At 44.6% G+C, this 22,740-nt stretch carries 22 protein-coding genes and 2 tRNA genes; 18 read left to right on the top strand and 6 right to left on the bottom strand.

Annotated elements, in window-relative coordinates:
• Positions 1-149: 149 nt before the first annotated feature.
• Complete coding sequence (gene fbp, locus ACE1SE_RS17205; protein ID WP_374051908.1) at positions 150-1,154, bottom strand: class 1 fructose-bisphosphatase; 1,005 nt, start codon at positions 1,152-1,154, stop codon at positions 150-152.
• Positions 1,155-1,337: 183 nt separating this feature from the next.
• Between fbp and mpl the strand changes: the two genes are divergently transcribed.
• Positions 1,338-2,708, top strand: coding sequence for a UDP-N-acetylmuramate:L-alanyl-gamma-D-glutamyl-meso-diaminopimelate ligase (mpl, locus tag ACE1SE_RS17200; RefSeq protein ID WP_374051907.1), 1,371 nt, complete (start codon positions 1,338-1,340; stop codon positions 2,706-2,708).
• Positions 2,709-2,781: 73 nt separating this feature from the next.
• Here mpl and argR read toward each other — a convergent pair whose 3' ends face one another.
• Positions 2,782-3,252 (bottom strand): transcriptional regulator ArgR, encoded by a 471-nt coding sequence (gene argR, locus ACE1SE_RS17195; protein WP_374051906.1) that lies wholly within the window; start codon positions 3,250-3,252, stop codon positions 2,782-2,784.
• Between the two features lie 469 nt (positions 3,253-3,721).
• Here argR and mdh point away from each other — a divergent pair, with 469 nt between their 5' ends.
• Positions 3,722-4,660 carry a malate dehydrogenase gene (gene mdh, locus ACE1SE_RS17190; RefSeq protein WP_374051905.1) on the top strand — a complete coding sequence of 313 codons (939 nt, stop codon included), beginning with the start codon at positions 3,722-3,724 and terminating at the stop codon, positions 4,658-4,660.
• A 110-nt stretch (positions 4,661-4,770) separates the two neighbouring features.
• On the opposite strand, the gene ACE1SE_RS17185 is transcribed toward mdh, so the two are convergent.
• Positions 4,771-5,037, bottom strand: a complete 267-nt coding sequence (locus ACE1SE_RS17185) for a helix-turn-helix domain-containing protein (protein ID WP_374051904.1) — start codon at positions 5,035-5,037, stop codon at positions 4,771-4,773.
• Positions 5,038-5,224: 187 nt separating this feature from the next.
• Here ACE1SE_RS17185 and ACE1SE_RS17180 point away from each other — a divergent pair, with 187 nt between their 5' ends.
• Both ACE1SE_RS17180 and ACE1SE_RS17175 read left to right on the top strand, forming a co-directional pair.
• Positions 5,225-5,572: a DNA-binding protein gene (locus ACE1SE_RS17180; RefSeq protein ID WP_374051903.1), complete on the top strand. Its 348-nt coding sequence runs from the start codon at positions 5,225-5,227 to the stop codon at positions 5,570-5,572.
• A gap of 75 nt (positions 5,573-5,647) precedes the next feature.
• Positions 5,648-6,028 carry a DNA-binding protein gene (locus tag ACE1SE_RS17175; protein WP_374051902.1) on the top strand — a complete coding sequence of 127 codons (381 nt, stop codon included), beginning with the start codon at positions 5,648-5,650 and terminating at the stop codon, positions 6,026-6,028.
• Between the two features lie 27 nt (positions 6,029-6,055).
• Here the strand turns inward: ACE1SE_RS17175 and ispB are convergent, their stop codons facing one another.
• On the bottom strand, positions 6,056-7,027 hold the full coding sequence (gene ispB / locus ACE1SE_RS17170; protein WP_374051901.1) for an octaprenyl diphosphate synthase: 972 nt from the start codon (positions 7,025-7,027) through the stop codon (positions 6,056-6,058).
• A 251-nt stretch (positions 7,028-7,278) separates the two neighbouring features.
• Here ispB and rplU point away from each other — a divergent pair, with 251 nt between their 5' ends.
• The 3 genes from rplU to cgtA all read left to right on the top strand — a co-directional run bounded on the left by rplU (position 7,279) and on the right by cgtA (position 9,165).
• Positions 7,279-7,587 (top strand): 50S ribosomal protein L21, encoded by a 309-nt coding sequence (gene rplU / locus ACE1SE_RS17165; protein WP_045968299.1) that lies wholly within the window; start codon positions 7,279-7,281, stop codon positions 7,585-7,587.
• 19 nt (positions 7,588-7,606) lie between these two features.
• Entirely contained in the window at positions 7,607-7,864 is a 258-nt protein-coding gene (rpmA, locus tag ACE1SE_RS17160; RefSeq protein WP_038237679.1) for a 50S ribosomal protein L27, read from the top strand.
• A gap of 131 nt (positions 7,865-7,995) precedes the next feature.
• The gene (gene cgtA / locus ACE1SE_RS17155; RefSeq protein WP_374051900.1) at positions 7,996-9,165 is read left to right on the top strand and encodes an Obg family GTPase CgtA; all 1,170 of its coding nucleotides are present in this window, start codon (positions 7,996-7,998) and stop codon (positions 9,163-9,165) included.
• Between the two features lie 91 nt (positions 9,166-9,256).
• Here the strand turns inward: cgtA and dacB are convergent, their stop codons facing one another.
• Positions 9,257-10,717 carry a serine-type D-Ala-D-Ala carboxypeptidase gene (dacB, locus tag ACE1SE_RS17150; protein WP_374051899.1) on the bottom strand — a complete coding sequence of 487 codons (1,461 nt, stop codon included), beginning with the start codon at positions 10,715-10,717 and terminating at the stop codon, positions 9,257-9,259.
• 277 nt (positions 10,718-10,994) lie between these two features.
• Between dacB and greA the strand changes: the two genes are divergently transcribed.
• Positions 10,995-11,471: a transcription elongation factor GreA gene (greA, locus tag ACE1SE_RS17145; protein ID WP_374051898.1), complete on the top strand. Its 477-nt coding sequence runs from the start codon at positions 10,995-10,997 to the stop codon at positions 11,469-11,471.
• A 90-nt stretch (positions 11,472-11,561) separates the two neighbouring features.
• Here the strand turns inward: greA and yhbY are convergent, their stop codons facing one another.
• Positions 11,562-11,855 carry a ribosome assembly RNA-binding protein YhbY gene (gene yhbY / locus ACE1SE_RS17140; RefSeq protein WP_038218890.1) on the bottom strand — a complete coding sequence of 98 codons (294 nt, stop codon included), beginning with the start codon at positions 11,853-11,855 and terminating at the stop codon, positions 11,562-11,564.
• Between the two features lie 135 nt (positions 11,856-11,990).
• On the opposite strand from yhbY, the gene rlmE reads away from it, so the two are divergent.
• From rlmE to infB, 10 genes are all read left to right on the top strand, one after another.
• Positions 11,991-12,620 carry a 23S rRNA (uridine(2552)-2'-O)-methyltransferase RlmE gene (rlmE, locus tag ACE1SE_RS17135; protein WP_374051897.1) on the top strand — a complete coding sequence of 210 codons (630 nt, stop codon included), beginning with the start codon at positions 11,991-11,993 and terminating at the stop codon, positions 12,618-12,620.
• A 48-nt stretch (positions 12,621-12,668) separates the two neighbouring features.
• Positions 12,669-14,585, top strand: a complete 1,917-nt coding sequence (gene ftsH / locus ACE1SE_RS17130; RefSeq protein ID WP_374051896.1) for an ATP-dependent zinc metalloprotease FtsH — start codon at positions 12,669-12,671, stop codon at positions 14,583-14,585.
• A gap of 66 nt (positions 14,586-14,651) precedes the next feature.
• Positions 14,652-15,494, top strand: a complete 843-nt coding sequence (gene folP, locus ACE1SE_RS17125) for a dihydropteroate synthase (protein ID WP_374051895.1) — start codon at positions 14,652-14,654, stop codon at positions 15,492-15,494.
• Positions 15,495-15,590: 96 nt separating this feature from the next.
• Positions 15,591-16,928, top strand: coding sequence for a phosphoglucosamine mutase (gene glmM / locus ACE1SE_RS17120; protein ID WP_374051894.1), 1,338 nt, complete (start codon positions 15,591-15,593; stop codon positions 16,926-16,928).
• Between the two features lie 179 nt (positions 16,929-17,107).
• Positions 17,108-17,446, top strand: coding sequence for a preprotein translocase subunit SecG (gene secG, locus ACE1SE_RS17115; protein ID WP_374051893.1), 339 nt, complete (start codon positions 17,108-17,110; stop codon positions 17,444-17,446).
• A gap of 75 nt (positions 17,447-17,521) precedes the next feature.
• Positions 17,522-17,611, top strand: a tRNA-Leu gene (locus ACE1SE_RS17110).
• 58 nt (positions 17,612-17,669) lie between these two features.
• Positions 17,670-17,746, top strand: a tRNA-Met gene (locus ACE1SE_RS17105).
• A gap of 225 nt (positions 17,747-17,971) precedes the next feature.
• Positions 17,972-18,424 (top strand): ribosome maturation factor RimP, encoded by a 453-nt coding sequence (rimP, locus tag ACE1SE_RS17100; RefSeq protein WP_139292463.1) that lies wholly within the window; start codon positions 17,972-17,974, stop codon positions 18,422-18,424.
• A gap of 21 nt (positions 18,425-18,445) precedes the next feature.
• Positions 18,446-19,954: a transcription termination factor NusA gene (gene nusA / locus ACE1SE_RS17095; RefSeq protein WP_374051892.1), complete on the top strand. Its 1,509-nt coding sequence runs from the start codon at positions 18,446-18,448 to the stop codon at positions 19,952-19,954.
• 25 nt (positions 19,955-19,979) lie between these two features.
• Entirely contained in the window at positions 19,980-22,724 is a 2,745-nt protein-coding gene (gene infB, locus ACE1SE_RS17090; RefSeq protein WP_374051891.1) for a translation initiation factor IF-2, read from the top strand.
• Positions 22,725-22,740: the final 16 nt, after the last annotated feature.

The raw sequence follows: 22,740 nt of genomic DNA, 5'->3' as shown, positions 1-22,740 counted from the left end.
AAGAGAGGTGTTTTTTTCAGAAATGACTATGACGTATCGGTGGAAATATATAAGTAAAAGGTTGCAGGCTTAATAAGCCTGTGGTTTGAAAAATAAATGGAATAAGAGGTGGAAACCCACCTCTTTAAATTATGGCTTAATAATACTGTTTATTGATCAGGAAACTCCGCCATAAAACTTTCGGCTTTTTCTACCATAGATTTGGTGCCGACAAAAAAAGGTACTCGTTGGTGCAGCTTATTTGGCTCGATATCCAGAATACGGTTTGCTCCATCGCTGGCTTTACCACCGGCTTGCTCAGCCAGAAGTGCGATTGGGTTGCACTCATAAAGTAAGCGGAGTTTGCCTGTTGGATGGCTTGCCGTACTTGGGTAGATATAGATCCCACCTTTTAATAGATTGCGGTGGAAATCGGCAACCAGAGAACCGATATAACGGGTTGTGTAAGGGCGCTGGGTTGCTTCGTCTTGTTCCTGGCAATATTTGATGTATTTTTTCACGCCCATTGGGAACTTGATGTAGTTCCCTTCATTGATAGAGTACATATTGCCCTTTTCTGGGAATTGGACTTTCTCATGAGTCAGACAGAATACACCAAGGGAAGGATCATAAGTAAAAGTATGGACACCACAGCCTGTAGTATAAACCAGCATTGTGGATGAGCCATAAACCACATAACCTGCTGCAACCTGCCGATTGCCCGGTTGCAGGAAATCTTCTTCGGTTACAGGTTGCCCGATCGGGGTTATTCGATGATAAATTGAAAAAATAGTCCCGACGGAAACGTTTACATCAATATTTGAAGAACCATCCAGTGGATCCATCAAAACAACATACTTTGCATTTTCTGCTCGGTCGCCATCAAAAATAACGATGTCGTCTTCCTCTTCAGAAGCAATGCCTGCAACTTCGCCGCGTGCTTTCAGTGCTGCCTTGAGTTTTTCATTGGCATACAAATCCAGTTTCATCTGGACTTCACCCTGAACATTAGATACGCCACTTGTGCCTAAGATATCCACCAGACCGGCTTTATTGATATCTCTATGGATGATTTTGGCACCTAACTTTATGGCAGACAGTAGTGCAGTCAGTTCACCTGTAGCATGCGGAAAATCTTGCTGCTTTTCGACGATGAATTCGCCCAATGTTTTCATGACAAAGGCCTTGAATTGGTTGTGGTTTTAGGAAGCGTGCTTCACTTATGTGTTGCACTTATGTGCCGCACTTAGACGCGGGCAGTTTAGCTAAAGAATCCAATGATTCATAGGTTATTGCATTTTTAATCTCTGATTTGAGGGTTAAAATAGTGATACAGTTCATGAATCAGGTAGAAATAAATGCGTATTCATATTCTTGGCATTTGCGGTACTTTCATGGGTGGGCTGGCGATCCTCGCTCGCGCACAGGGGCATGAAGTGACTGGCTCTGATGCCAATGTATATCCCCCAATGAGCACTTTGCTGGAAAAACAGGGCATTGAGCTGATCCAAGGGTACGATCCGGCACAGCTCGATCCTGCTCCAGATATGGTGATCATTGGTAATGCCATGACACGTGGCAATCCCTGCGTGGAAGCCGTGCTAGATCGTGGCATTCCTTATACTTCTGGTCCGCAATGGTTGCATGATTATATATTGCCGGAGCGTTGGGTATTGGCTGTCGCGGGAACCCACGGCAAAACGACGACGGCGGGCATGGTGGCCTGGATTTTGGAAGAGTGTGGCTATAAACCAGGATTCCTGATTGGTGGTGTGCCAGGGAATTTTGAAGTTTCAGCACACATCGGTGAAAGCCCATTTTTTGTGATTGAAGCTGATGAATATGATTGCGCCTTCTTTGATAAGCGTTCGAAATTTGTCCACTACAGTCCCCGCACACTGGTCATGAACAATCTTGAATTTGATCATGCCGACATTTTCGAAAATTTGGGCGCTATTCAAAAACAGTTCCACCATCTCGTCAGGGTTGTGCCGAGTACCGGCAAGATCATTGTTCCTGATAATGATATTAATTTGAAGCAGGTGCTTTCAATGGGATGTTGGAGTGAATTGGAACAAATCGGAGAAAGTGGTCATTGGCAGGCGAAGAAAGCTAGTCAGGATAGCAGCCACTACCAGGTATTCCATCAGGGGGAGCTGGTTGGGGAAGTGAAATGGTCGTTGGTTGGTGAACACAATATGCATAATGGTTTGATCGCAATTGCGGCAGCCCATCATGTGGGCGTTCAACCTGCGGATGCCTGTCAGGCATTATGCCAATTTATTAACGCCCGTCGTCGCCTTGAATTGCGCGGCGAAGTTAATGGCATCACAGTATATGATGATTTTGCCCATCACCCAACGGCTATCTTAGCCACAATGGAGGCGTTGAGAAGTAAAGTGGGCGGCATGGCTCGCATTCTTGCCGTACTGGAACCGCGTTCGAATACCATGAAACTGGGAATGAGCAAAAATGATATTGCTCCTTCTTTGGGGCGTGCCGATGAAGTTTTTCTCTATCAACCCACCAATATTCCGTGGCAGGTGGTTGAAATTGCCGAACAGTGTATTCAGCCCGCTCGTTGGAGTGCGGATATTGATACTTTGGTTAAAGTGATTGTAGAAACGGCCCAGCCAGGTGACCATATTCTGGTTATGAGTAATGGTGGGTTTGATGGTATTCACGAAAAACTACTGGCTGCATTGAAGAAAAAAATAAGCATGGATTAATCAATATTTTCTTATATTTCGGTCTGCCATACGCATATTTTGATTAGATTGGCATACGGCAGACCTGAAAAAATTAAAGTTCCTGTTCAAACAAGTGGAGAATTGCTTCGTAAAGTTGTTTTGTCGTAAAGTTTTGCGCTGGAGTGGAAAAAATAGTGTCATCCCCTGCAATGCTGCCAAGGATCCCTTCTGCTTTTCCCAATGAATCTAATAGGCGGGCAATTAACTGTGCAGCACCAGGGCTGGTTCGTATGACGACAATGCTGTGATTATAATCGACATCTAATACCAAATTTTTTAATGGGCTGGTGGCAGTGGGAACGCCCAATTCTGCGGGTAAGCAATAAACCATTTCCATCTTTGCATTACGGGTTCGGACAGCACCAAATTTCGTCAGCATTCGGGAAACTTTAGATTGGTTGATATTTTCAAACCCCAGCTCTTGAAGTGCTGCAACAATTTCACCTTGAGAGCTGAATTTTTCTTCTTTCAATAATGCCTTGAAAGATTTTACCAAATCTTCCTGTTTCGAAGGAACACGCATATTTCACCATCGTTGAATCCGTTATCAGGCGGACATTATGCGAAAGAGTGAATTTTTATTCAAGAAAGAGAAGAATAAACGAACATACAGGGCATAATTGTATATTTTCCAATATCTCCCTATGCATAATCTGAGGATTATTATCATTTAATTTCTGTGCATTTTCTTTCCGTCAGATTAAGCATAGTAAATGCATTGTTAATTAAATGGTGTTGTTTGACCTGAAAGGGAAGAGTAAGGTAATCAGTTAATTGATGAAGAATACGGTTGAAATAATTCTTAAAAAAGTGCCCATTATCTCATTAACAGATAAGCATTTTGTTTAGAATAAAACAACTTTGGTGTTCCATCATCAGGCTATTAAGTGGATAATCTGGCTGTTAACAGATTGTTTTTAATACGTGGTGTTTTTAATACATAGTGTTTTTAATACATAGTGTTTACAGTACTTAATTTAAGGAGTATCAGGATGAAAGTTGCAGTTCTCGGCGCAGCCGGTGGTATTGGTCAGGCACTTGCCCTTCTACTCAAGACCCAGCTTCCTTCAGGTTCAGAACTTTCCTTGTATGACATTGCTCCGGTGACCCCAGGCGTGGCAACCGATCTGAGCCATATCCCAACGGAAGTTAAAGTCACTGGTTTTGCTGGTGAAGATGCAACCCCTGCCTTGGTAGGTGCAGATGTCGTATTGATTTCTGCGGGTGTTGCGCGTAAACCTGGTATGGATCGCTCCGATTTGTTCAATATCAATGCGGGTATCATTCGTAATCTGGTTCAGCAGGTTGCTAAAACTTGTCCAAAAGCATTAATTGGAATTATTACCAACCCCGTCAATACCACTATAGCGATTGCTGCTGAAGTACTGAAAAAAGAAGGGGTGTACGATAAGAACCGCCTGTTTGGTGTCACAACCCTGGATATCATTCGTTCCAACACCTTTGTTGCTGAGTTGAAAGGCAAGAAAGTAGAAGAAATAGAAGTTCCTGTTATTGGCGGGCACTCTGGTGTGACCATTCTGCCTCTGCTGTCGCAAATTCCAGGTGTCAGCTTCACTGATGAAGAAGTTGAAGCATTGACTAAGCGTATCCAGAATGCGGGTACGGAGGTTGTTGAAGCGAAAGCGGGTGGCGGCTCTGCAACACTGTCTATGGGACAAGCAGCGGCTCGTTTGGGGCTGTCGCTGCTCCGTGGCTTGCAAGGCGAAAGCAATGTTGTTGAGTGCAGCTATGTTGAAGGCGATGGCAAACACGCCCGTTTCTTTGCGCAACCTGTTCGCTTAGGTAAAAATGGTATCGAAGAACGTTTAGACATTGGCAAGTTGAGTGACTTCGAACAGAAAGCATTGGATAACATGCTGGATGTTTTGAAGAAAGATATTGAATTAGGCGAGAAGTTTATTAACGGATAATTCATTTATTAATGATTTATTAATATACGAATTAAGTTAAATATATTAAATAACTAAAACCGCTAGTTAGAAATAACTAGCGGTTTTTCTTTCAATAGTTATATTGATAGTTAATTATTCTTTTTTTCTCTAACTTTTCTTTCCAATAGTTCTCCTGTATGGGGATCGAAATAGCGGCTTGGCCATATTTCAGACGGATGTAGTTCTAAGTAATTCGCTATTATCCATTCTCCCTTGGGCCACGGGCGAGAAAGTGTATTCGCCAAAGTAGATGAACTCAGTCCTGCCGCACGAGAAACGGCAGCCAGCGACGTTCCACGTTTACGTAAAGCGGCAATAATATCAGCAGGATGCCAATCCGATTTCATAGAAATCATTTTTTTAATCCTTTTCTATTAAATTAGAAGCCACATTAGTGGTATAACTAAAGCGTTAATGTGAAATTAATAACGAACACGAACCTGTTATTAAGAAAACAAAATAACATTATTTTTTCTAAAAATGTTTCTAATTTTTTCTTAATAACTTCTTTTTTGAACTTGGTTACAAAAATAGAGAAACATTATGAAAAAAGAGTGGTATACGGCAATGGAGTTGACCGGTGTAGGTGAGTTACCTAGATCACCACAAGGAGTTAATGCCAAGGCAAAACGTGAAGAGTGGTTGCGGCAAAAACGGTCAGGTGTCCAGGGAAGGGCGATTGAATACCATTACTCTTGTTTTCCTAAATCAACGTTAGAAGCTCTGGAGCTTCATGAAACACCAACGGAATATCAGGTTCAGAAACAAGATCCTTTATCCATTTGGATAAGTGCATTTAATTTACTCACAGAGGAAGAGAAGGAGGTCATTACCGAAGTGATATTACGAGATGGCATAAGAAGTTTTTTGGAAAAAATTATAGCTACTTGAGACAGCTTTTGAAAAGCCAGGTGCTTAAAATTTGGCTTTCTCGTCACTGCTCCAGTATCAAGCGAGGAGAAAGAGATGAAAAAAGAGTGGTATTCTGCAAAAGAACTCATCGGCCTCGCAGGGCTGCCATCGTCTCCCCAAGGCGTCAATCTGATGGCAAGACGCGAGGGCTGGGAACAACGCCGTAAGCGTGGCGTACAAGGAAAAGCGCTCGAATATAATGTCAATAGTTTGCCCGAAGAAGTCGTGAGTGTACTGACGGTCAGTGAAAATTCGGTCGAATACTATCGCAATAAGCGACAAGATCCATTTATGATCTGGGTAGAGGCTTATTACCAGTTGAGTAAATCTGAAAGAGAACGAATGGTTAAATTTATTTTGAGAAAAGGGCTAGCCAGCCTTGTCCAATATGTCGGTATTCAAAATATTGATAATAAAGACAGCGCCCTGGATTGAATTATCTGGGGCACTGATTGCTTTAGTTCAGGAAAGTCGCTGTACAGCGACATGGGCCAATCCTTCAAGGGCCGCCTTGTATGGAGAATCTTCCAGTGCCTGCAATGCTGAAATTGCCTTATCAGCTTCTTCTTCTGCCCGCTGACGGGTATATTTGAGTGAACCACACTGTTTCATCATTGCCAGGACGGTATCCAGCAAATGGCGGCCATTACCTTGTTCAATGGCACCACGTATCAAAGCGGATTGTTCCGGTGTTCCGTGGTTCATCGCGTGCAAAAGAGGCAATGTTGGTTTGCCTTCGTTCAAGTCATCCCCTGTATTCTTACCAAGCGTACTGTTATCTGAGTCATAATCCAGCAGATCATCAATTAATTGAAATGCGGTTCCTAGATAACGACCATAATCACGTAGTGCTATTTCTTGCTCAGGAGTGGCGTTGGCGAGAATGGCGGCTGAATGTGCAGCAACTTCAAACAGGCGAGCGGTTTTACTGTAAATGACTCGCATATAGTCATCTTCCGAAATATTCGGATCATTGCAGTTCATCAACTGCATGACCTCGCCTTCAGCAATGACATTAGTAGCGTCAGACATCAATTTTAATACGCGCATGGAATCGAGATCGGTCATCATTTGAAATGAGCGTGTATAGATAAAATCACCTACCAGAACACTGGCAGCATTACCATAAATGGCGTTGGCTGTCGCCTTACCACGGCGCATATCAGACTCATCAACAACATCGTCATGCAGCAGCGTTGCAGTGTGGATAAATTCAATCAAAGCAGCAACTTTGATGTGTTTTGCGTCTTGGCAGTGAAGGGCTTTACCTGCCAGTACGGCAATCATTGGCCGAATGCGCTTGCCACCGCCGCTGATAATGTAGTAACCAAGTTGGTTAATCAGCGCAACGTCAGAATTTAATTGGTTAAGAATGGTTTCATTAACCGCTGCCATATCATCAGCGGTGAGTTTAATTATCGATTCTAAATTCATGTTTTGGCTTTGGACTCTGATTCAGAGCTGTGCTCATTAATTAGCATATCAATAGATATCAAGATATATCGATTGTACTTGAAAAACCGTTCAAATAAATGACAATTGAAAAACTCTGTTTTTTTCTCATCTGTTCTAATTCTGCTCTTGTCTTCCAAGTGGTTTTTGCGTAGAATTCGCGCCCTATTGTGAATATTTTATAGCGCGCTCTGGAAAGCATTTTTAGGGGGTGCGCGGAAAGCGGAGTTTATATGTACGCAGTTTTCCAAAGTGGTGGTAAACAACACCGAGTAAGCGAAGGCCAAACAATTCGCTTGGAAAAGCTGGACATCGCAACAGGTGAAACTGTTGAGTTTGACCAGGTGCTGATGGTCGCTAACGGCGAAGACATCAAAATCGGCGCTCCAGTAGTTGAAGGCGTTAAAGTTAAAGCTGAAGTTGTAGCTCACGGTCGTGGCGAGAAAGTTAAAATTGTTAAGTTTCGTCGTCGTAAACACAGCCGTAAGCAACAGGGCCACCGTCAGTGGTTCACCGATGTTAAGATCACTGGCATCGCTTAAGATTTAGGAGAGCAGATTAATGGCACACAAAAAGGCTGGCGGCTCGACTCGTAACGGTCGCGATTCTGAAAGCAAACGTCTGGGTGTAAAACGTTTTGGTGGTGAGTCTGTTTTGGCAGGTAGCATCATCGTTCGTCAACGTGGTACTAAATTCCACGCAGGCAACAACGTAGGTTGTGGCCGTGACCACACCCTGTTCGCATTAGCTGACGGGAAAGTTAAGTTCGAAGTTAAAGGTTCAAAAAACCGTAAATTTATCAGCATCGAAGCTGAATAAGTTTTTTGTATCTTGATCGAATCAGAAGCCCTGCAATGTGTGTTGCGGGGCTTTTTATTATTTTGGATTACGCCATCTCTGGGTACTAGCTGCCATCCAGCTTTACAGTGGCTATCCTACGGAGAAAAGTGATGAAATTTGTAGATGAAGCCAGGATTCTGGTTGTAGCGGGAGATGGTGGCAATGGTTGCGTCAGCTTCCGTCGTGAGAAATATATTCCAAAAGGTGGGCCGGACGGCGGCGATGGTGGTGATGGCGGTGATGTCTACCTTCTGGCAGATGAAAACCTCAATACACTAATTGATTACCGTTTTGAAAAATCCTTCCGTGCTGAACGTGGTCAGAATGGACAAAGCCGCGATTGTACGGGTAAACGTGGGCAGGATATTACTATTAAGGTTCCGGTCGGAACTCGTGTACGTGATATTGCCACGGGCGAAGTGCTTGGGGATATGCTGCGCCATGAACAGCGTTTTATGGTGGCAAAAGGAGGCTTCCACGGCCTTGGCAATACCCGTTTTAAATCTTCGGTGAACCGTGCTCCTCGTCAAAGAACGATGGGAACTCCCGGAGAAAGTCGTGAGCTGATGTTGGAATTGATGCTGCTGGCTGATGTGGGAATGCTGGGGATGCCAAATGCAGGCAAATCCACCTTTATTCGTGCTGTATCGGCAGCAAAACCGAAAGTCGCTGATTATCCATTTACAACCTTGGTGCCAAGCCTGGGCGTTGTGCGTATGGATAACGAACAAAGTTTTGTCGTCGCAGATATCCCTGGTCTGATTGAAGGTGCATCAGAAGGCGCTGGATTGGGTATTCGTTTCTTGAAGCATTTGGAACGTTGCCGCGTATTGCTGCATTTGATCGACCTCTGCCCGATCGACGAATCTGATCCGGTTGAAAACGCCCGTATCATTATCAAAGAGCTGCACAACTACAGTGAAAAACTGGCAGAAAAACCACGCTGGTTAGTCTTTAACAAAGTTGATCTCATTGATTCAGAAGACGCTAAGCAGCGGGCAAAAGCGATTGCTGATAAATTGGGTTGGGAAGGCGATTATTACATGATCTCAGCCGTGAATCGCCAGGGCGTGAAAGAGCTTTGCTGGGACATTATGGAGTTCATGAAGACGCAGCCTCGTAGTATGGAAACGTCGGAAGAGTCTCAACCTGAAAAAGTTGAATTTATGTGGGATGACTACCATAAAGAGCAGTTACAGCAAGCATCTGACGACGAAGATTGGGATGATGACTGGGACGAAGAAGATGACGAAGGCGTAGAGTTTATTTATAAACGCTAATCTTCACGTGGTCGTTCGAATATAACAAAAGGGCGCTCTATTGGTGCCCTTTTTTCTTTTTTGTCAAGCTGTTCTTAATCACTGAGCCAGCTCAGTGACTTTGATATAACGATTTATATAAATAGTGCTCAAAACGCGATAACGGAACACGACGGGCTCGTTGATCTTCTGGCGGAACAGAGTATGCAGAGACAAACTGGACAAAAGCAATTTGTTGTCCACTCGCAGCAGTCATAAACCCTGCGAGGTTATAAACGCCTTGTAATGATCCGGTTTTGGCAAAGACTTTACCATCAAGCCCCGCTTCATGCAGACCAGGGCGATAAGCCAATGTGCCATCATATCCCGCTTTGGGTAACATGGAGATGAAGTCCAGTTCATCATTGTGCTGAGCAATAAATTGCAATATCTCCATCATGGTTGTGGGGGCGATTAGATTGTGGCGTGAAAGGCCGGAACCATCCACCATGACAGTATTGCCCAAATTAATACCGGCTTTTTGTTTCAGAATCTGGCGAACTGCATCGGAACCTGCCCGCCATGTTCCTGGCACATTGAAATAGCGGTGGCCGAGGGTACGAAAAAGGGTATCTGCAATCATGTTATCTGATTTTTTCAACATGATTTCGAGCATCTTATTTAATGGCACAGATTGATTTACGGCGAGGATCTTTTCTGGTTGTTTGGGCGCCGACTGGAGCCGGATATGGCCTTTTAACTCAATACCTGCAATATTCAGTTCATTCTTCAGGAGCTTGCCAGCATAACCAGGCCCATTCTGGATAGCAAAAGCCAATGGTAGTGGTTCATTGCGTTGTGTCAGGCAGCCTGTGAGGGTATATCGATTTAAATCACCCGATGTAACATCAAATTCACAATACTTCGCTTCTGGTGAACCCTTAGCCAAGGTTTTGACTTCACTCAGTACATTAACAGGATAAAAAGAAGGCACACGGACAAATGCCAGTTCGCCAGGTTGTTCTGCGCTGTAGAGTGAAACAGAAAAGCAGTTCTTATCCACGATTGCTGCTGACGGAGGGGCACTGAAACATTGAGTCATATCGTTCCATATCCAGCCTGGCGCTTTATCGTGGCTGGAAAAAATCGAAATATCGATGACAAGATCTCCATCAATCTGTTTTATACCAGATTGTTTTAGGGCTTCGATCATAGTGCGCAGTTGTGAACGTGTCAGCATAGGATCACCGACAAAACGCGCCGTTAAGTTACCTTCTAGTACGCCATCTGAAAGATTCGCATCACTTTCCAGGGTTGTTATAAAACGGTAATCCTTACCAAGCTGTAATAGCGCTGCTAATGCTGTCACAATTTTCTGCGTACTGGCAGGTAAAGCCATTTGTTGCCCGTGATAATCAACTAAGGGATTTTTTTCCCCAACAGCTTGGGCAATAAATGAAAAATTAGCCCCTGTAGGCAAATATTGGGCACTTTTCTCAATAGAAGAGATATCAGAAGAGGCATTTGCACTGAAAATACTCAGACTCAAGCTGAGCATAAAAGCTATTCTGCTGGGAATTTTTAAAAGAGCCATAGATCTCGCATATGAAAGTGATGTATTCCATGAATATTTGTATTAATGATACTAAGGTGCTGTTTAAAGGCAAAGTAAACGATGATCCATCATCAACTCTACGTTAGAATGATAGATTGACAGGTAAGTATGCCTGTGGACTTCAGATTGTGCTGAATTACACTTCTTTTTATTAAGTATCTATAAGCCTGCCTGATAAGGTGTGCTCATTGTGCTGTTATTACAAAAAATCAGGAAGATGTTGTTTGGGCTTAGGATTAATTTAGAGGTTGAATAAATGAAACAAATTCCGATGACGGTACGTGGCGCGGATAAATTGCGCGAAGAATTAGAACATTTGAAAAATGTACGTCGGCCTCAAATTATTGCCGCAATCGCTGAGGCGCGTGAGCACGGTGATTTGAAAGAAAATGCGGAATATCATGCCGCTCGTGAGCAGCAGGGTTTCTGTGAAGGCCGTATTCAGGAAATTGAGGCTAAACTTTCCAATGCACAGGTGATTGATGTCACGAAGGTGACCAACAATGGCCGAGTGATTTTTGGGGCAACGGTAACGGTATTGAACCTGGATTCTGATGAAGAACAGACCTACCGTATCGTCGGTGATGATGAAGCCAATATTAAAGAAAATCTTCTTTCAGTGAATTCACCGATTGCCCGTGGCCTGATTGGTAAAGAAGTAGATGATGTTGTTGTCATCTCCACGCCTGGCGGTCAAGTGGAATTCGAAGTTTTGAACGTGGATTATGTTTAATACACCATTTTCAAAGAAAAAGGCCAGTTTTTGGCCTTTTTTATCACAGTAAATAAATTAATATGGCACTTTTGTATAAATATGCCGTGATTATTTAGGTAGACTAATCTTGCGTTCTTCCGATGGACGGTAGAGCACTAACATTTTGCCAATGATTTGCACGTTATGTGCACCCGTTTCACGAACAATCGCTTCAGCGATCAAAGTTTTTATTTCGCGGTCTTCGCCTGCAACTTTGACTTTGATAAGCTCGTGATGCGAAAGAGTTTGTTCGATTTCAGCCAACACGCCTTCGGTCAACCCATTGTTGCCGATCATTACGACAGGCTTTAATGAATGAGCGAGACTTTTCAGGTATTGGACTTGTTTTTTGTTAAGAGTCATCGTTTTTTTGCTTAGTTGGGATTGAAAACGATATATTCTACCGCCATCTCATATCTATCACCATAAAAGTGTGGTGTGGTTTGATAAGAGAACGCAAAAAAATAAGGCGCCTTATTAGTAGAGTTGGAAAGAACAATGGCCAATAAAAAACGCTCAGCAAGCTCAAGTCGCTGGTTACAGGAACATTTTAGTGATAAATATGTTCTCCAGGCGCAGAAAAAAGGGCTTCGCTCTCGCGCTTGGTTTAAACTTGATGAGATACAGCAAAGCGACAAAATCTTTAAACCGGGCATGACCGTTGTTGATTTAGGTGCTGCTCCAGGTGGATGGTCTCAGTATGTAGTGAGTCAGATTGGTAATAGCGGGCGAGTTATTGCTTGCGATCTTTTACCGATGGATCCGATAGTTGGAGTCGATTTCCTTCAAGGAGACTTTCGTGATGAGCTGGTATTGAAAACATTACTTGAGAGAGTTGGTGATAATAAAGTCCAGGTCGTCATGTCGGATATGGCTCCTAATATGAGTGGAACCCCCGCGGTCGATATTCCCCGATCCATGTATCTGGTTGAGTTAGCGTTGGATATGTGTCGTGATGTGCTGGCCCCTGGGGGTAGTTTTATTGTCAAAGTATTTCAGGGAGAGGGCTTTGATGAATACCTGAGGGAAATGCGCTCCCTTTTTGCGAAGGTAAAAGTTCGTAAGCCAGAATCTTCGCGGGCACGATCACGTGAAGTATACATTGTAGCGACAGGGCGGAAAGTATAGTACCCTGACTACTATTTGTTAACACAGTTGTAATATGAGGTTAATCCCTTGAGTGACATGGCGAAAAACCTGATTCTCTGGTTAGTCATCGCAGTTGTCTTGATGTTATTGTTCCAGAGTTTTGGTCCCGGCGATTCTAGTGGTCGTAGGGTAGACTACTCTAAATTCATCAATGAGATATCGCAGAATCAAGTAAGCGAAGTACGTATTTCGGGTCGTGACATTGATTTCACTAAGAAGGACAACAGTGGAAAATACAGCACTTATATGCCAATTCAGGATGAAAAGTTGCTGGATACCCTACTCAATAAGCAGATAAAAGTTGTTGGCGAACCACCAGAACAACAAGGCCTGTTGGCGACCCTCTTTATTTCATGGTTCCCAATGTTACTGCTTATTGGTGTTTGGATTTTCTTTATGCGCCAAATGCAAGGCGGTGGCGGTAAAGGGGCGATGTCTTTTGGTAAAAGCAAAGCCCGTATGTTGACGGAAGATCAGATTAAAACCACGTTTGCCGATGTTGCTGGTTGCGATGAAGCAAAAGAAGAAGTGGGCGAATTGGTTGAGTATCTGCGTGAACCTGGCCGTTTCCAAAAACTCGGAGGTAAGATCCCGAAAGGTATCTTGATGGTTGGCCCTCCAGGTACGGGTAAAACATTGCTGGCGAAAGCTATTGCTGGCGAAGCGAAAGTTCCTTTCTTTACTATCTCTGGTTCTGATTTCGTTGAAATGTTCGTTGGTGTTGGTGCTTCCCGTGTTCGTGATATGTTTGAACAGGCTAAAAAAGCTGCACCGTGCATCATCTTTATTGACGAAATTGATGCAGTCGGTCGTCAGCGTGGCGCTGGTCTGGGTGGCGGGCATGATGAACGTGAGCAGACACTGAACCAAATGCTGGTTGAAATGGATGGCTTTGAAGGTAACGAAGGCATTATTGTTATCGCAGCGACTAACCGTCCTGATGTTCTCGATCCAGCTCTGTTACGCCCTGGTCGTTTTGACCGCCAGGTTGTTGTTGGCCTGCCAGATGTTCGTGGCCGTGAGCAAATCCTGAAAGTTCACATGCGCCGCATTCCGCTGGATACTGATATTGATGCATCGGTCATTGCTCGTGGTACACCAGGTTTCTCTGGTGCGGATTTGGCTAACCTTGTGAATGAAGCTGCTTTGTTTGCCGCTCGCGGTAACAAGCGTGTTGTTTCTATGGTTGAGTTCGAAAAAGCCAAAGATAAGATCATGATGGGTGCAGAACGCCGTTCAATGGTTATGACGGAGGAACAGAAAGAATCCACCGCATACCATGAAGCAGGACATGCCATTATTGGACGCTTGGTTCCAGAACATGATCCTGTACATAAAGTTACGATTATACCGCGTGGCCGTGCGTTGGGTGTGACGTTCTTCTTACCAGAGGGCGATCAGATCAGTGCAAGCCGTCAGAAATTGGAAAGCCAAATTTCAACTTTATACGGTGGACGGTTAGCGGAAGAAATTATCTATGGTGTAGATAATGTTTCTACCGGTGCCTCTAACGATATTAAAGTGGCGACATCTATTGCGCGTAACATGGTGACACAGTGGGGCTTCTCAGAAAAACTGGGGCCATTGCTGTATGCGGAAGAAGAGGGTGAAGTTTTCCTCGGTCGTTCGGTTGCCAAGGCAAAACATATGTCTGAAGACACCGCGCGTTTAATCGATCAGGAAGTGAAGGCCATCATCGATCGTAACTATTTACGTGCGCGTCAGATTCTGATGGATAATATGGATATTCTTCATTCAATGAAAGATGCATTGATGAAGTATGAAACCATTGATGCTCCTCAGATTGATGATCTGATGAATCGTACAACAGTACGTCAACCGGCAGGTTGGGAAGGAGATAAGAATAGCGGTAATAATAACCGTCACAATACCCCATCTCAGCAGCAAACTTCAAAGCCTGCGGATGGTAACCCAACCGTATAACGCGGCTAACAACCCTACATTAAACCCCAGGCTTGTCCTGGGGTTTTGACATTAAGGCACCTAGCGATGAAACTGACAGCCAGAGGCAGCATCCTCGATCTTTCCTGCCCACAAGTCATGGGAATTTTGAATGTCACTCCTGATTCCTTCTCTGATGGTGGAACCCATAATACTTTTGATTCGGCATTGAAATATGCTGCTGAGATGATCAAAGAGGGAGCTACGATTATTGATGTGGGAGGAGAATCAACTCGTCCTGGAGCGAATGAAGTAAGTGAGCAGGAAGAGCTGGATCGTGTTATTCCCGTGATTGAAGTATTGGCACAGCGCTTTGATATCTGGATCTCTGTTGATACCTCAAAAGCTGTTGTTATGCGGGAATCAGCCAAGGCGGGAGCACATATTATCAATGACGTCCGTGCGTTACAGGAACCTGGAGCACTTGAAGCGGCAGCACAAAGTGGTTTGCCAATTTGCCTGATGCATATGCAGGGACAACCTCGCACCATGCAAACAGAACCTCACTATGAAGATGTTGTATCGGAAGTAAAAAACTTCCTGATACAGCAAATTGAGCGCTGTGTTGCGGCGGGTATTGCGAAAAACAACCTGATTCTTGATCCCGGTTTCGGTTTTGGTAAGAACTTATCGCATAATTATAATTTATTGGCTCACTTGCAAGAATTTCATCATTTGGGATTACCTATTCTGGCGGGGATGTCACGCAAGTCCATGATTGGTCAATTACTTAATGTGCCACCACAGGAACGTGTGGCAGGAAGCGTTGCTTGTGCTGTGATTGCAGCCATGAAAGGTGCCCAGATTATCCGTGTACATGATGTAAAAGAAACCGTTCAGGCAATGCAAGTTGTTCATGCAACGCTATCTGAAAAGAATCCATGTTCATAAAATATATAGTTTGTAAAATACACCGTTTGTAAAGAACATGATGTCAGCAAAAAAACGCTGAGAGCAGAAAATTCGTTCAGCAAAGGAAAGAAATTTATGAGTAACCGTAAATATTTTGGCACTGACGGTATCCGTGGCAGAGTGGGGAATACCCCAATTACCCCTGACTTTGTATTGAAACTTGGTTGGGCTGCGGGAAAAGTGCTGGCGCGTCATGGTTCTCGCAAAATTATTATTGGTAAAGATACCCGAATCTCAGGTTATATGTTGGAATCTGCGCTGGAAGCAGGGTTAGCCGCTGCGGGCCTGTCGGCATCCTTTACTGGCCCGATGCCAACACCTGCCGTAGCGTATCTGACACGTACTTTTCGAGCTGAAGCCGGCATTGTTATTTCCGCTTCCCACAACCCTTACTATGATAATGGTATTAAATTCTTCTCCATTGATGGGACTAAATTACCGGATGATGTTGAAGAGGCGATTGAAGCAGAAATGGGAAAACCTCTGACTTGTGTGGAATCTGCTGAGTTAGGGCGGGCAAATCGGATAGTTGATGCGGCAGGTCGTTACATTGAATTTTGTAAAGGAACGTTCCCCAGTGAACAAAGTTTAAATGGATTGAAAATTGTTTTAGATTGCGCCAATGGTGCGACCTACCATATCGCACCGAATGTACTCAGAGAGTTGGGAGCGGAGGTTATTACCATTGGTTGTGAGCCTAATGGTATCAATATCAATGAAGAGTGTGGTGCAACAGATGTCCGTCTATTGCAACAGCGCGTACTGGAAGAACAAGCGCACGTAGGTCTGGCATTTGATGGTGATGGCGACCGTATTATTATGGTTGATCATCTGGGGCAAAAAGTTGATGGCGATCAGATCATTTATATCATTGCACGTGAAGGGTTGAGACAAGGCCAGCTACGTGGTGGTGTTGTGGGTACGTTGATGAGCAATATGGGGCTGGAGTTGGCACTGAAACAGCTTGGTATTCCATTTGAGCGTGCGAAAGTTGGCGACCGCTATGTTCTGGAAAAATTGCAGGAAAAAGGCTGGCGTCTGGGCGCAGAAAATTCAGGCCATGTGATTTTGTTGGACAAAACGACAACAGGAGACGGTATTGTTGCTGGATTGCAAGTCTTGAGTGCAATGGTACGCAATAATATGAGCCTGCATGATCTGTGCAGTGGCATGAAACTTTTACCTCAAGTTTTGGTTAACGTTCGTTTTGCAGGTGATGTTGATCCCCTGCTATCAGAATCAGTGCTTGAAACCGTAAAATCAGTTGAGACTGAATTGAATGGTCGTGGTCGTGTTTTGCTGCGTAAATCAGGTACAGAACCATTGATTCGTGTCATGGTGGAAGGCGAAGATGAAGAGCAAGTCACGGCATTAGCGCATCGTATTGCTGATGCTGTGAAAAAAATTGGCTGATTTGTTGATTTTTTGCCCGATCAGCGTCAAGATTTAAAATTAATCTTGCGTGTCTGATACGCTTTGGTTAGTATTCACACCCGCTCAATAAGTTAATTTTTCTAATTTTGTGAGCGGGTGATGCAACATAACGTCGCTATGAAATTGTGGCAAAAGCCACGAGGAAACAGGTACAACATATGTATGAAGCTCTTTTAGGTATATTCTTGCTGGTTGGTATCGGGCTAATCGCTCTGGTTCTGCTTCAGCAAGGTAAAGGTGCTGATATGGGTGCTTCTTTCGGCGCGGGTGCATCTAACACGCTGTTTGGTTCATCGGGTTCCGGTAATTTTATGACCCGCATGACGGCTGTTTTTGCCACGTTGTTCATTGTTATCAGTCTGATTCTTGGTAACATGACCAGCAACAAGACGGGCTCCAGCAGTAAATGGGATAACCTTGTCGAACCTGTAAAAGTTGAAAAACAGGCAGAAGTTCCGGCAACGCCAGCAAAACCAAATAGTGATATCCCACAGTAACAGAATTAAAGTAGGGTTGTTGATTTTAACGATAAATGTAGATAACCGTTAGAATAACAATTCTATAAAATCAGTGCCGAGGTGGTGAAATTGGTATACACGCTACCTTGAGGTGGTAGTGCCTAAACAACGGGCGTACGGGTTCAAGTCCCGTCCTCGGCACCATTAATCTAGAAACTTGCGTTTTTAGTATTATCAGCGTAAGATTTGCCACGTTTTCGAACGCGGGATGGAGCAGCATGGTAGCTCGTCGGGCTCATAACCCGAAGGTCGTCGGTTCAAATCCGGCTCCCGCAACCACTTCTTAACAACCTATACCTTTTCAACAGTAATGATTCAGCAACCATTGAGATATTTATCCTGATTTGACAGGTTGCTTTGAAAGGTATAAAAAAGAAGCAGGTTGAGACCGCTGGCAGTAAACAGGGTCCAGTTGCATAAAGCCCCGAGTGTCGGGGTTTTTTGTTATTTGACAGCAGAACTACTGGGCTAATATAGCCCTTTTTTTATGTCTTGGGGGTGGGCTTGTCCACATTAGAGCAAAAATTAACAGAGATAATTTCAGCACCAGTTGAAGCTTTGGGTTTTGAATTAGTTGGCCTGGAGTTTATTCGCGCTCGTGTATCGACGTTGCGAGTCTATATTGATAGTGAGGAGGGTATCACTGTTGATAATTGTGCTGATGTTAGCCACCAGGTCAGTGCAGTGCTTGATGTTGAAGATCCGATTCCAGGGCTTTATAACCTGGAAATATCTTCACCAGGGCTTGAGCGTCCACTGTTTAAGGCTGAACATTACCAGCGTTTTATAGGTGAAGAAGTCAGCTTGGTTTTACGCATGGCAATGCAGAACCGTCGCAAATGGCAAGGTATCATCAAGGCAGTTGATGGTGAAATGATTACGGTTACGGTGGATGGAAAAGACGAAGTGTTCGCACTGAGCAACATCCAGAAAGCGAACCTGGTACCCCACTTTTAAAGTTCGGATGAGGCAACTAGGATGAATAAAGAAATTCTGGCTGTTGTGGAAGCGGTTTCTAATGAAAAATCACTCCCTCGCGAAAAAATCTTCGAAGCATTAGAGATTGCACTGGCGACAGCCACCAAGAAAAAATATGAGCAGGAAATCGACGTCCGCGTCTGTATCGATCGTAAATCAGGTGATTTTGATACCTTCCGTCGCTGGTTAGTTGTTGACGAAGTGACTCAGCCAACGCGCGAAATCACACTGGAAGCGGCAAAATTTGACAACCCAGAGATTGAGCTGGGTGGTTATATTGAAGATCAAATTGAATCAGTGACTTTTGACCGCATTACGACTCAGACGGCAAAACAGGTTATCGTACAGAAAGTACGTGAAGCTGAGCGTGCAATGGTTGTTGATCAATTCCGTGAACAACAGGGTGAGATCGTGACCGGTCAGGTCAAAAAAGTGAACCGCGAAAATATTACCTTAGATTTAGGTAATAATGCTGAAGCGGTCATTTTACGTGAAGACATGTTGCCACGGGAAAACTTTCGTCCAGGTGACCGCGTGCGTGGTGTTCTGTATGATGTTCGCCCTGAAGCACGTGGTGCACAGCTTTTCATTACTCGTTCTCGTCCTGAGATGTTGGTTGAATTGTTCCGCATCGAAGTACCTGAGATTGGTGAAGAAATCATTGAGATCAAGGCGGCTGCTCGTGATCCGGGTTCCCGTGCCAAGATCGCAGTGAAAACCAACGACAAGCGTATTGATCCTGTTGGTGCTTGTGTTGGTATGCGTGGTGCAAGGGTACAAGCCGTTTCCAGTGAACTGGGCGGTGAAAGAATTGACATCGTGCTGTGGGACGATAACCCTGCGCAGTTTGTCATTAATGCAATGGCTCCGGCGGATGTTGCATCTATTGTGGTTGACGAAGACAACTGCACTATGGATGTTGCCGTAGAAAACAGTAATCTTGCTCAGGCGATTGGACGTAATGGTCAGAACGTTCGTCTGGCGGCACAACTGTTGAAAAAACATCGTGGTGATGACAAATGGGAACTTAATGTCATGACTGCGGAAGAGCTACAAGCAAAACATCAGGCAGAAGCACACGCTTCTATTGATACATTTACTAAGCATCTCGACATTGATGAAGATTTCGCCACTGTATTAGTCGAGGAAGGTTTCTCTACACTGGAAGAACTGGCTTATGTGCCAATCAATGAACTTCTGGCAGTGGAAGGACTGGATGAAGAAACCGTTGAAGCTCTTCGTGAACGTGCTAAAGCGGCCTTGACGACGCTGGAACTGGCTCAGAAAGAGAGTCTTAGTGATCAGCAACCTGCCGAAGATTTATTGAATCTGCCTGGCATGGAGCGTACTTTGGCGTTTAACCTGGCTGCCCGTGGCATCTGCACTCTGGAAGATCTTGCCGAGCAGGGTATCGACGACTTATCTGATATCGAAGGACTGAATGATGAGAAAGCAGGAGAACTCATTATGGCAGCCCGAAATATCTGTTGGTTTGGCGATGATGCATAAATAAACTGTAGCAGGAAGGAACAGAATGACAGAGGTAACCGTAAAAATACTGGCAGAAGAGATCCAGACATCGGTGGAACGTCTAATCCAGCAATTTGCTGATGCTGGCATTCAGAAAACCGCAACTGACTCTGTTTCCCAGAAAGAAAAAGAAGCTTTGCTGGCCCACCTTAACCGCGAACAAGGCGGTTCTGGCGGTCAGCCAGGTAAATTGACACTACAGCGTAAAACACGCAGTACACTGAACGTTCCTAGCACCGGTGGCAAAAGTAAATCGGTAGCGATTGAAGTCCGCAAAAAACGCACATATGTAAACCGCGATGCTATTGAACAAGGTAAAGCGGAAGAGCAGGCAAAGCGTGAAGCGGAAGAGCAGGCTCGGCGCGAGGCAGAAGAGAAGGCGCGGCTTGAGGCTGAAGCGAAAAAACTCGCGGAAGAGCAAGCTAAACGTGAAGCTGAAGAGAGCGCTCGACGTGAAGCAGAAGAAAAAGCCAAACGTGAAGAGGCTAAACTGTCTCAGCGTGAGGCGGCGGAAAAAGAAAAAGTGACTAAGCAACATACCGAAAACAATCAAAAATCAGTTCAGAATCATTCTGCCGCGCTAAATGAAAAAGCGCGTCGTGAAGCTGAAGCTGCAAATTTAAAACGTAAAGCTGAAGAAGAAATGCGCCGTAAGGTGGAGGAAGAAGCGAAACGTGTTGCAGAAGAAGCGCGTCGAATGGCAGAAGAGAACCAAGACAAATGGTCTTATGACTCTGAGAACAGTGACAGTAGTGACTACCACATAACCACTTCCCGCTATGCTCGTGATGCGGAAGATGAAAATGACGCCAAAGTAGAAGGCGATCGTCGTTCCCGCTCCCGTGGCGGTAAATCCCGCCAGAAAAAGAATAACAAACATTCTGAATCGAAAGCTGATCGCGAAGAAGCGCGCGCTGTGGGGCGTACCAAAGGTAAACAACGTAAGCCTAGCACTTTACAGCAGAGCTTCACAAAACCTGTAGCTGCGGTTAACCGTGACGTTGTGATTGGTGAGACAATTACTGTTGCAGAATTGGCTAACAAAATGGCCGTTAAAGGTGCTCAGGTCATTAAGACCATGATGAACATGGGCGCAATGGTAACCATCAACCAAGTGATCGATCAAGAAACAGCACAACTGGTTGCCGAAGAAATGGGGCATAAAGTTATCCTGCGTCGTGAAAACGAACTGGAAGAAGCGCTGATGAGCGATCGTGATACGGGCGAAACCCAGGCAGAACCTCGTGCACCCGTTGTCACCATCATGGGGCACGTTGACCACGGTAAAACCTCTCTGCTGGACTATATCCGTTCCACTAAAGTGGCTTCTGGAGAGGCGGGTGGTATTACCCAGCACATTGGTGCGTATCATGTGAAAACTGAAAAAGGCATGATCACCTTCTTGGATACCCCAGGCCATGCTGCGTTTACCTCCATGCGTGCACGTGGTGCGAAAGCAACAGATATCGTTGTTCTGGTTGTAGCCGCAGATGATGGTGTGATGCCACAGACCATCGAAGCTATTCAGCACGCTAAAGCGGCCAACGTACCGGTTGTTGTTGCTGTGAACAAGATCGATAAGCCAGAAGCTGATCCAGATCGCGTGAAGAATGAATTGTCGCAATACGGTATCATTTCAGAAGAGTGGGGCGGTGAAAACCAGTTCATCAATGTGTCTGCCAAAGCTGGTATTGGTATTGATGAATTGCTGGAAGCTATTTTGCTTCAGTCTGAAGTCCTTGAACTGAAAGCGGTACGCACCGGTATGGCAAATGGTGTGGTCATTGAATCCTTCCTGGATAAAGGCCGTGGCCCGGTTGCAACCATTCTGGTTCAGTCTGGTACGCTGAACAAAGGCGATATCGTTCTGTGTGGCTTCGAATATGGTCGTATCCGTGCAATGCGTAACGAACTTGGCCGTGAAGTGACTTCGGCGGGTCCATCTATCCCAGTGGAAATTTTGGGTCTGTCCAATGTGCCATCTGCGGGTGATGAAGCGACAGTTGTTCGTGACGAGAAAAAAGCGCGTGAAGTGGCCTTGTATCGTCAAGGTAAATTCCGTGAAGTGAAATTGGCTCGTCAGCATAAAGCTAAGCTGGAAAACATCTTCGCTAACTTAGAAGAAGGCAAGGTATCTGAACTGAACATTGTTCTGAAAACGGATGTTCAAGGTACATGTGAAGCAATTAGTGATTCATTGCTGAAATTGTCTACTGATGAAGTTAAAGTGAAAATCATCGGTTCTGGTGTGGGTGGTATCACTGAAACTGATGCGACGCTGGCAGCGGCATCTGAAGCCATTATTCTGGGCTTTAACGTTCGTGCTGATGCTTCTGCACGTCGTATCATTGAAAACGAAAGTCTGGATCTGCGTTATTACTCCGTTATCTATAACCTGATTGATGAGATCAAACAGGCTATGAGCGGTATGCTGGCACCAGAATACAAACAGCAGATCATGGGGCTTGCCGAAGTTCGTGATGTATTTAAGTCACCGAAATTTGGAGCTATTGCTGGTTGTATGGTGACAGAAGGTTCCATCAAGCGTAATAACCCGATCCGCGTACTGCGCGATAACGTTGTAATTTACGAAGGTGAATTGGAATCCTTGCGTCGCTTTAAGGATGACGTTAACGAAGTCCGTAATGGTATGGAATGTGGTATCGGTGTGAAGAACTACAATGATGTTCGCGTTGGTGACATGATTGAAGTCTTTGAAGTGATTGAAATTAAACGCTCCATCGATTAATACCATTATTTATCAA

Source organism: Xenorhabdus taiwanensis, from assembly GCF_036512875.1.
Lineage (GTDB): Bacteria > Pseudomonadota > Gammaproteobacteria > Enterobacterales > Enterobacteriaceae > Xenorhabdus > Xenorhabdus taiwanensis.
The sequence above is the reverse complement of the archived record's forward strand: the minus strand, read 5'-3'. Positions and strand labels throughout refer to the sequence as shown.

Coding starts and splice junctions, on each gene's coding strand:
- rplU (WP_045968299.1), top strand. CDS start 7,279: ATGTACGCAGTTTTCCAAAGTGGTGGTAAACAACACCGAGTAAGCGAA.
- nusA (WP_374051892.1), top strand. CDS start 18,446: ATGAATAAAGAAATTCTGGCTGTTGTGGAAGCGGTTTCTAATGAAAAA.
- yhbY (WP_038218890.1), bottom strand. CDS start 11,855: ATGACTCTTAACAAAAAACAAGTCCAATACCTGAAAAGTCTCGCTCAT.
- cgtA (WP_374051900.1), top strand. CDS start 7,996: ATGAAATTTGTAGATGAAGCCAGGATTCTGGTTGTAGCGGGAGATGGT.
- rlmE (WP_374051897.1), top strand. CDS start 11,991: ATGGCCAATAAAAAACGCTCAGCAAGCTCAAGTCGCTGGTTACAGGAA.
- ACE1SE_RS17185 (WP_374051904.1), bottom strand. CDS start 5,037: ATGATTTCTATGAAATCGGATTGGCATCCTGCTGATATTATTGCCGCT.
- infB (WP_374051891.1), top strand. CDS start 19,980: ATGACAGAGGTAACCGTAAAAATACTGGCAGAAGAGATCCAGACATCG.
- mdh (WP_374051905.1), top strand. CDS start 3,722: ATGAAAGTTGCAGTTCTCGGCGCAGCCGGTGGTATTGGTCAGGCACTT.
- folP (WP_374051895.1), top strand. CDS start 14,652: ATGAAACTGACAGCCAGAGGCAGCATCCTCGATCTTTCCTGCCCACAA.
- ispB (WP_374051901.1), bottom strand. CDS start 7,027: ATGAATTTAGAATCGATAATTAAACTCACCGCTGATGATATGGCAGCG.
- ACE1SE_RS17180 (WP_374051903.1), top strand. CDS start 5,225: ATGAAAAAAGAGTGGTATACGGCAATGGAGTTGACCGGTGTAGGTGAG.
- ACE1SE_RS17175 (WP_374051902.1), top strand. CDS start 5,648: ATGAAAAAAGAGTGGTATTCTGCAAAAGAACTCATCGGCCTCGCAGGG.
- dacB (WP_374051899.1), bottom strand. CDS start 10,717: ATGGCTCTTTTAAAAATTCCCAGCAGAATAGCTTTTATGCTCAGCTTG.
- secG (WP_374051893.1), top strand. CDS start 17,108: ATGTATGAAGCTCTTTTAGGTATATTCTTGCTGGTTGGTATCGGGCTA.
- rpmA (WP_038237679.1), top strand. CDS start 7,607: ATGGCACACAAAAAGGCTGGCGGCTCGACTCGTAACGGTCGCGATTCT.
- glmM (WP_374051894.1), top strand. CDS start 15,591: ATGAGTAACCGTAAATATTTTGGCACTGACGGTATCCGTGGCAGAGTG.
- greA (WP_374051898.1), top strand. CDS start 10,995: ATGAAACAAATTCCGATGACGGTACGTGGCGCGGATAAATTGCGCGAA.
- argR (WP_374051906.1), bottom strand. CDS start 3,252: ATGCGTGTTCCTTCGAAACAGGAAGATTTGGTAAAATCTTTCAAGGCA.
- mpl (WP_374051907.1), top strand. CDS start 1,338: ATGCGTATTCATATTCTTGGCATTTGCGGTACTTTCATGGGTGGGCTG.
- fbp (WP_374051908.1), bottom strand. CDS start 1,154: ATGAAAACATTGGGCGAATTCATCGTCGAAAAGCAGCAAGATTTTCCG.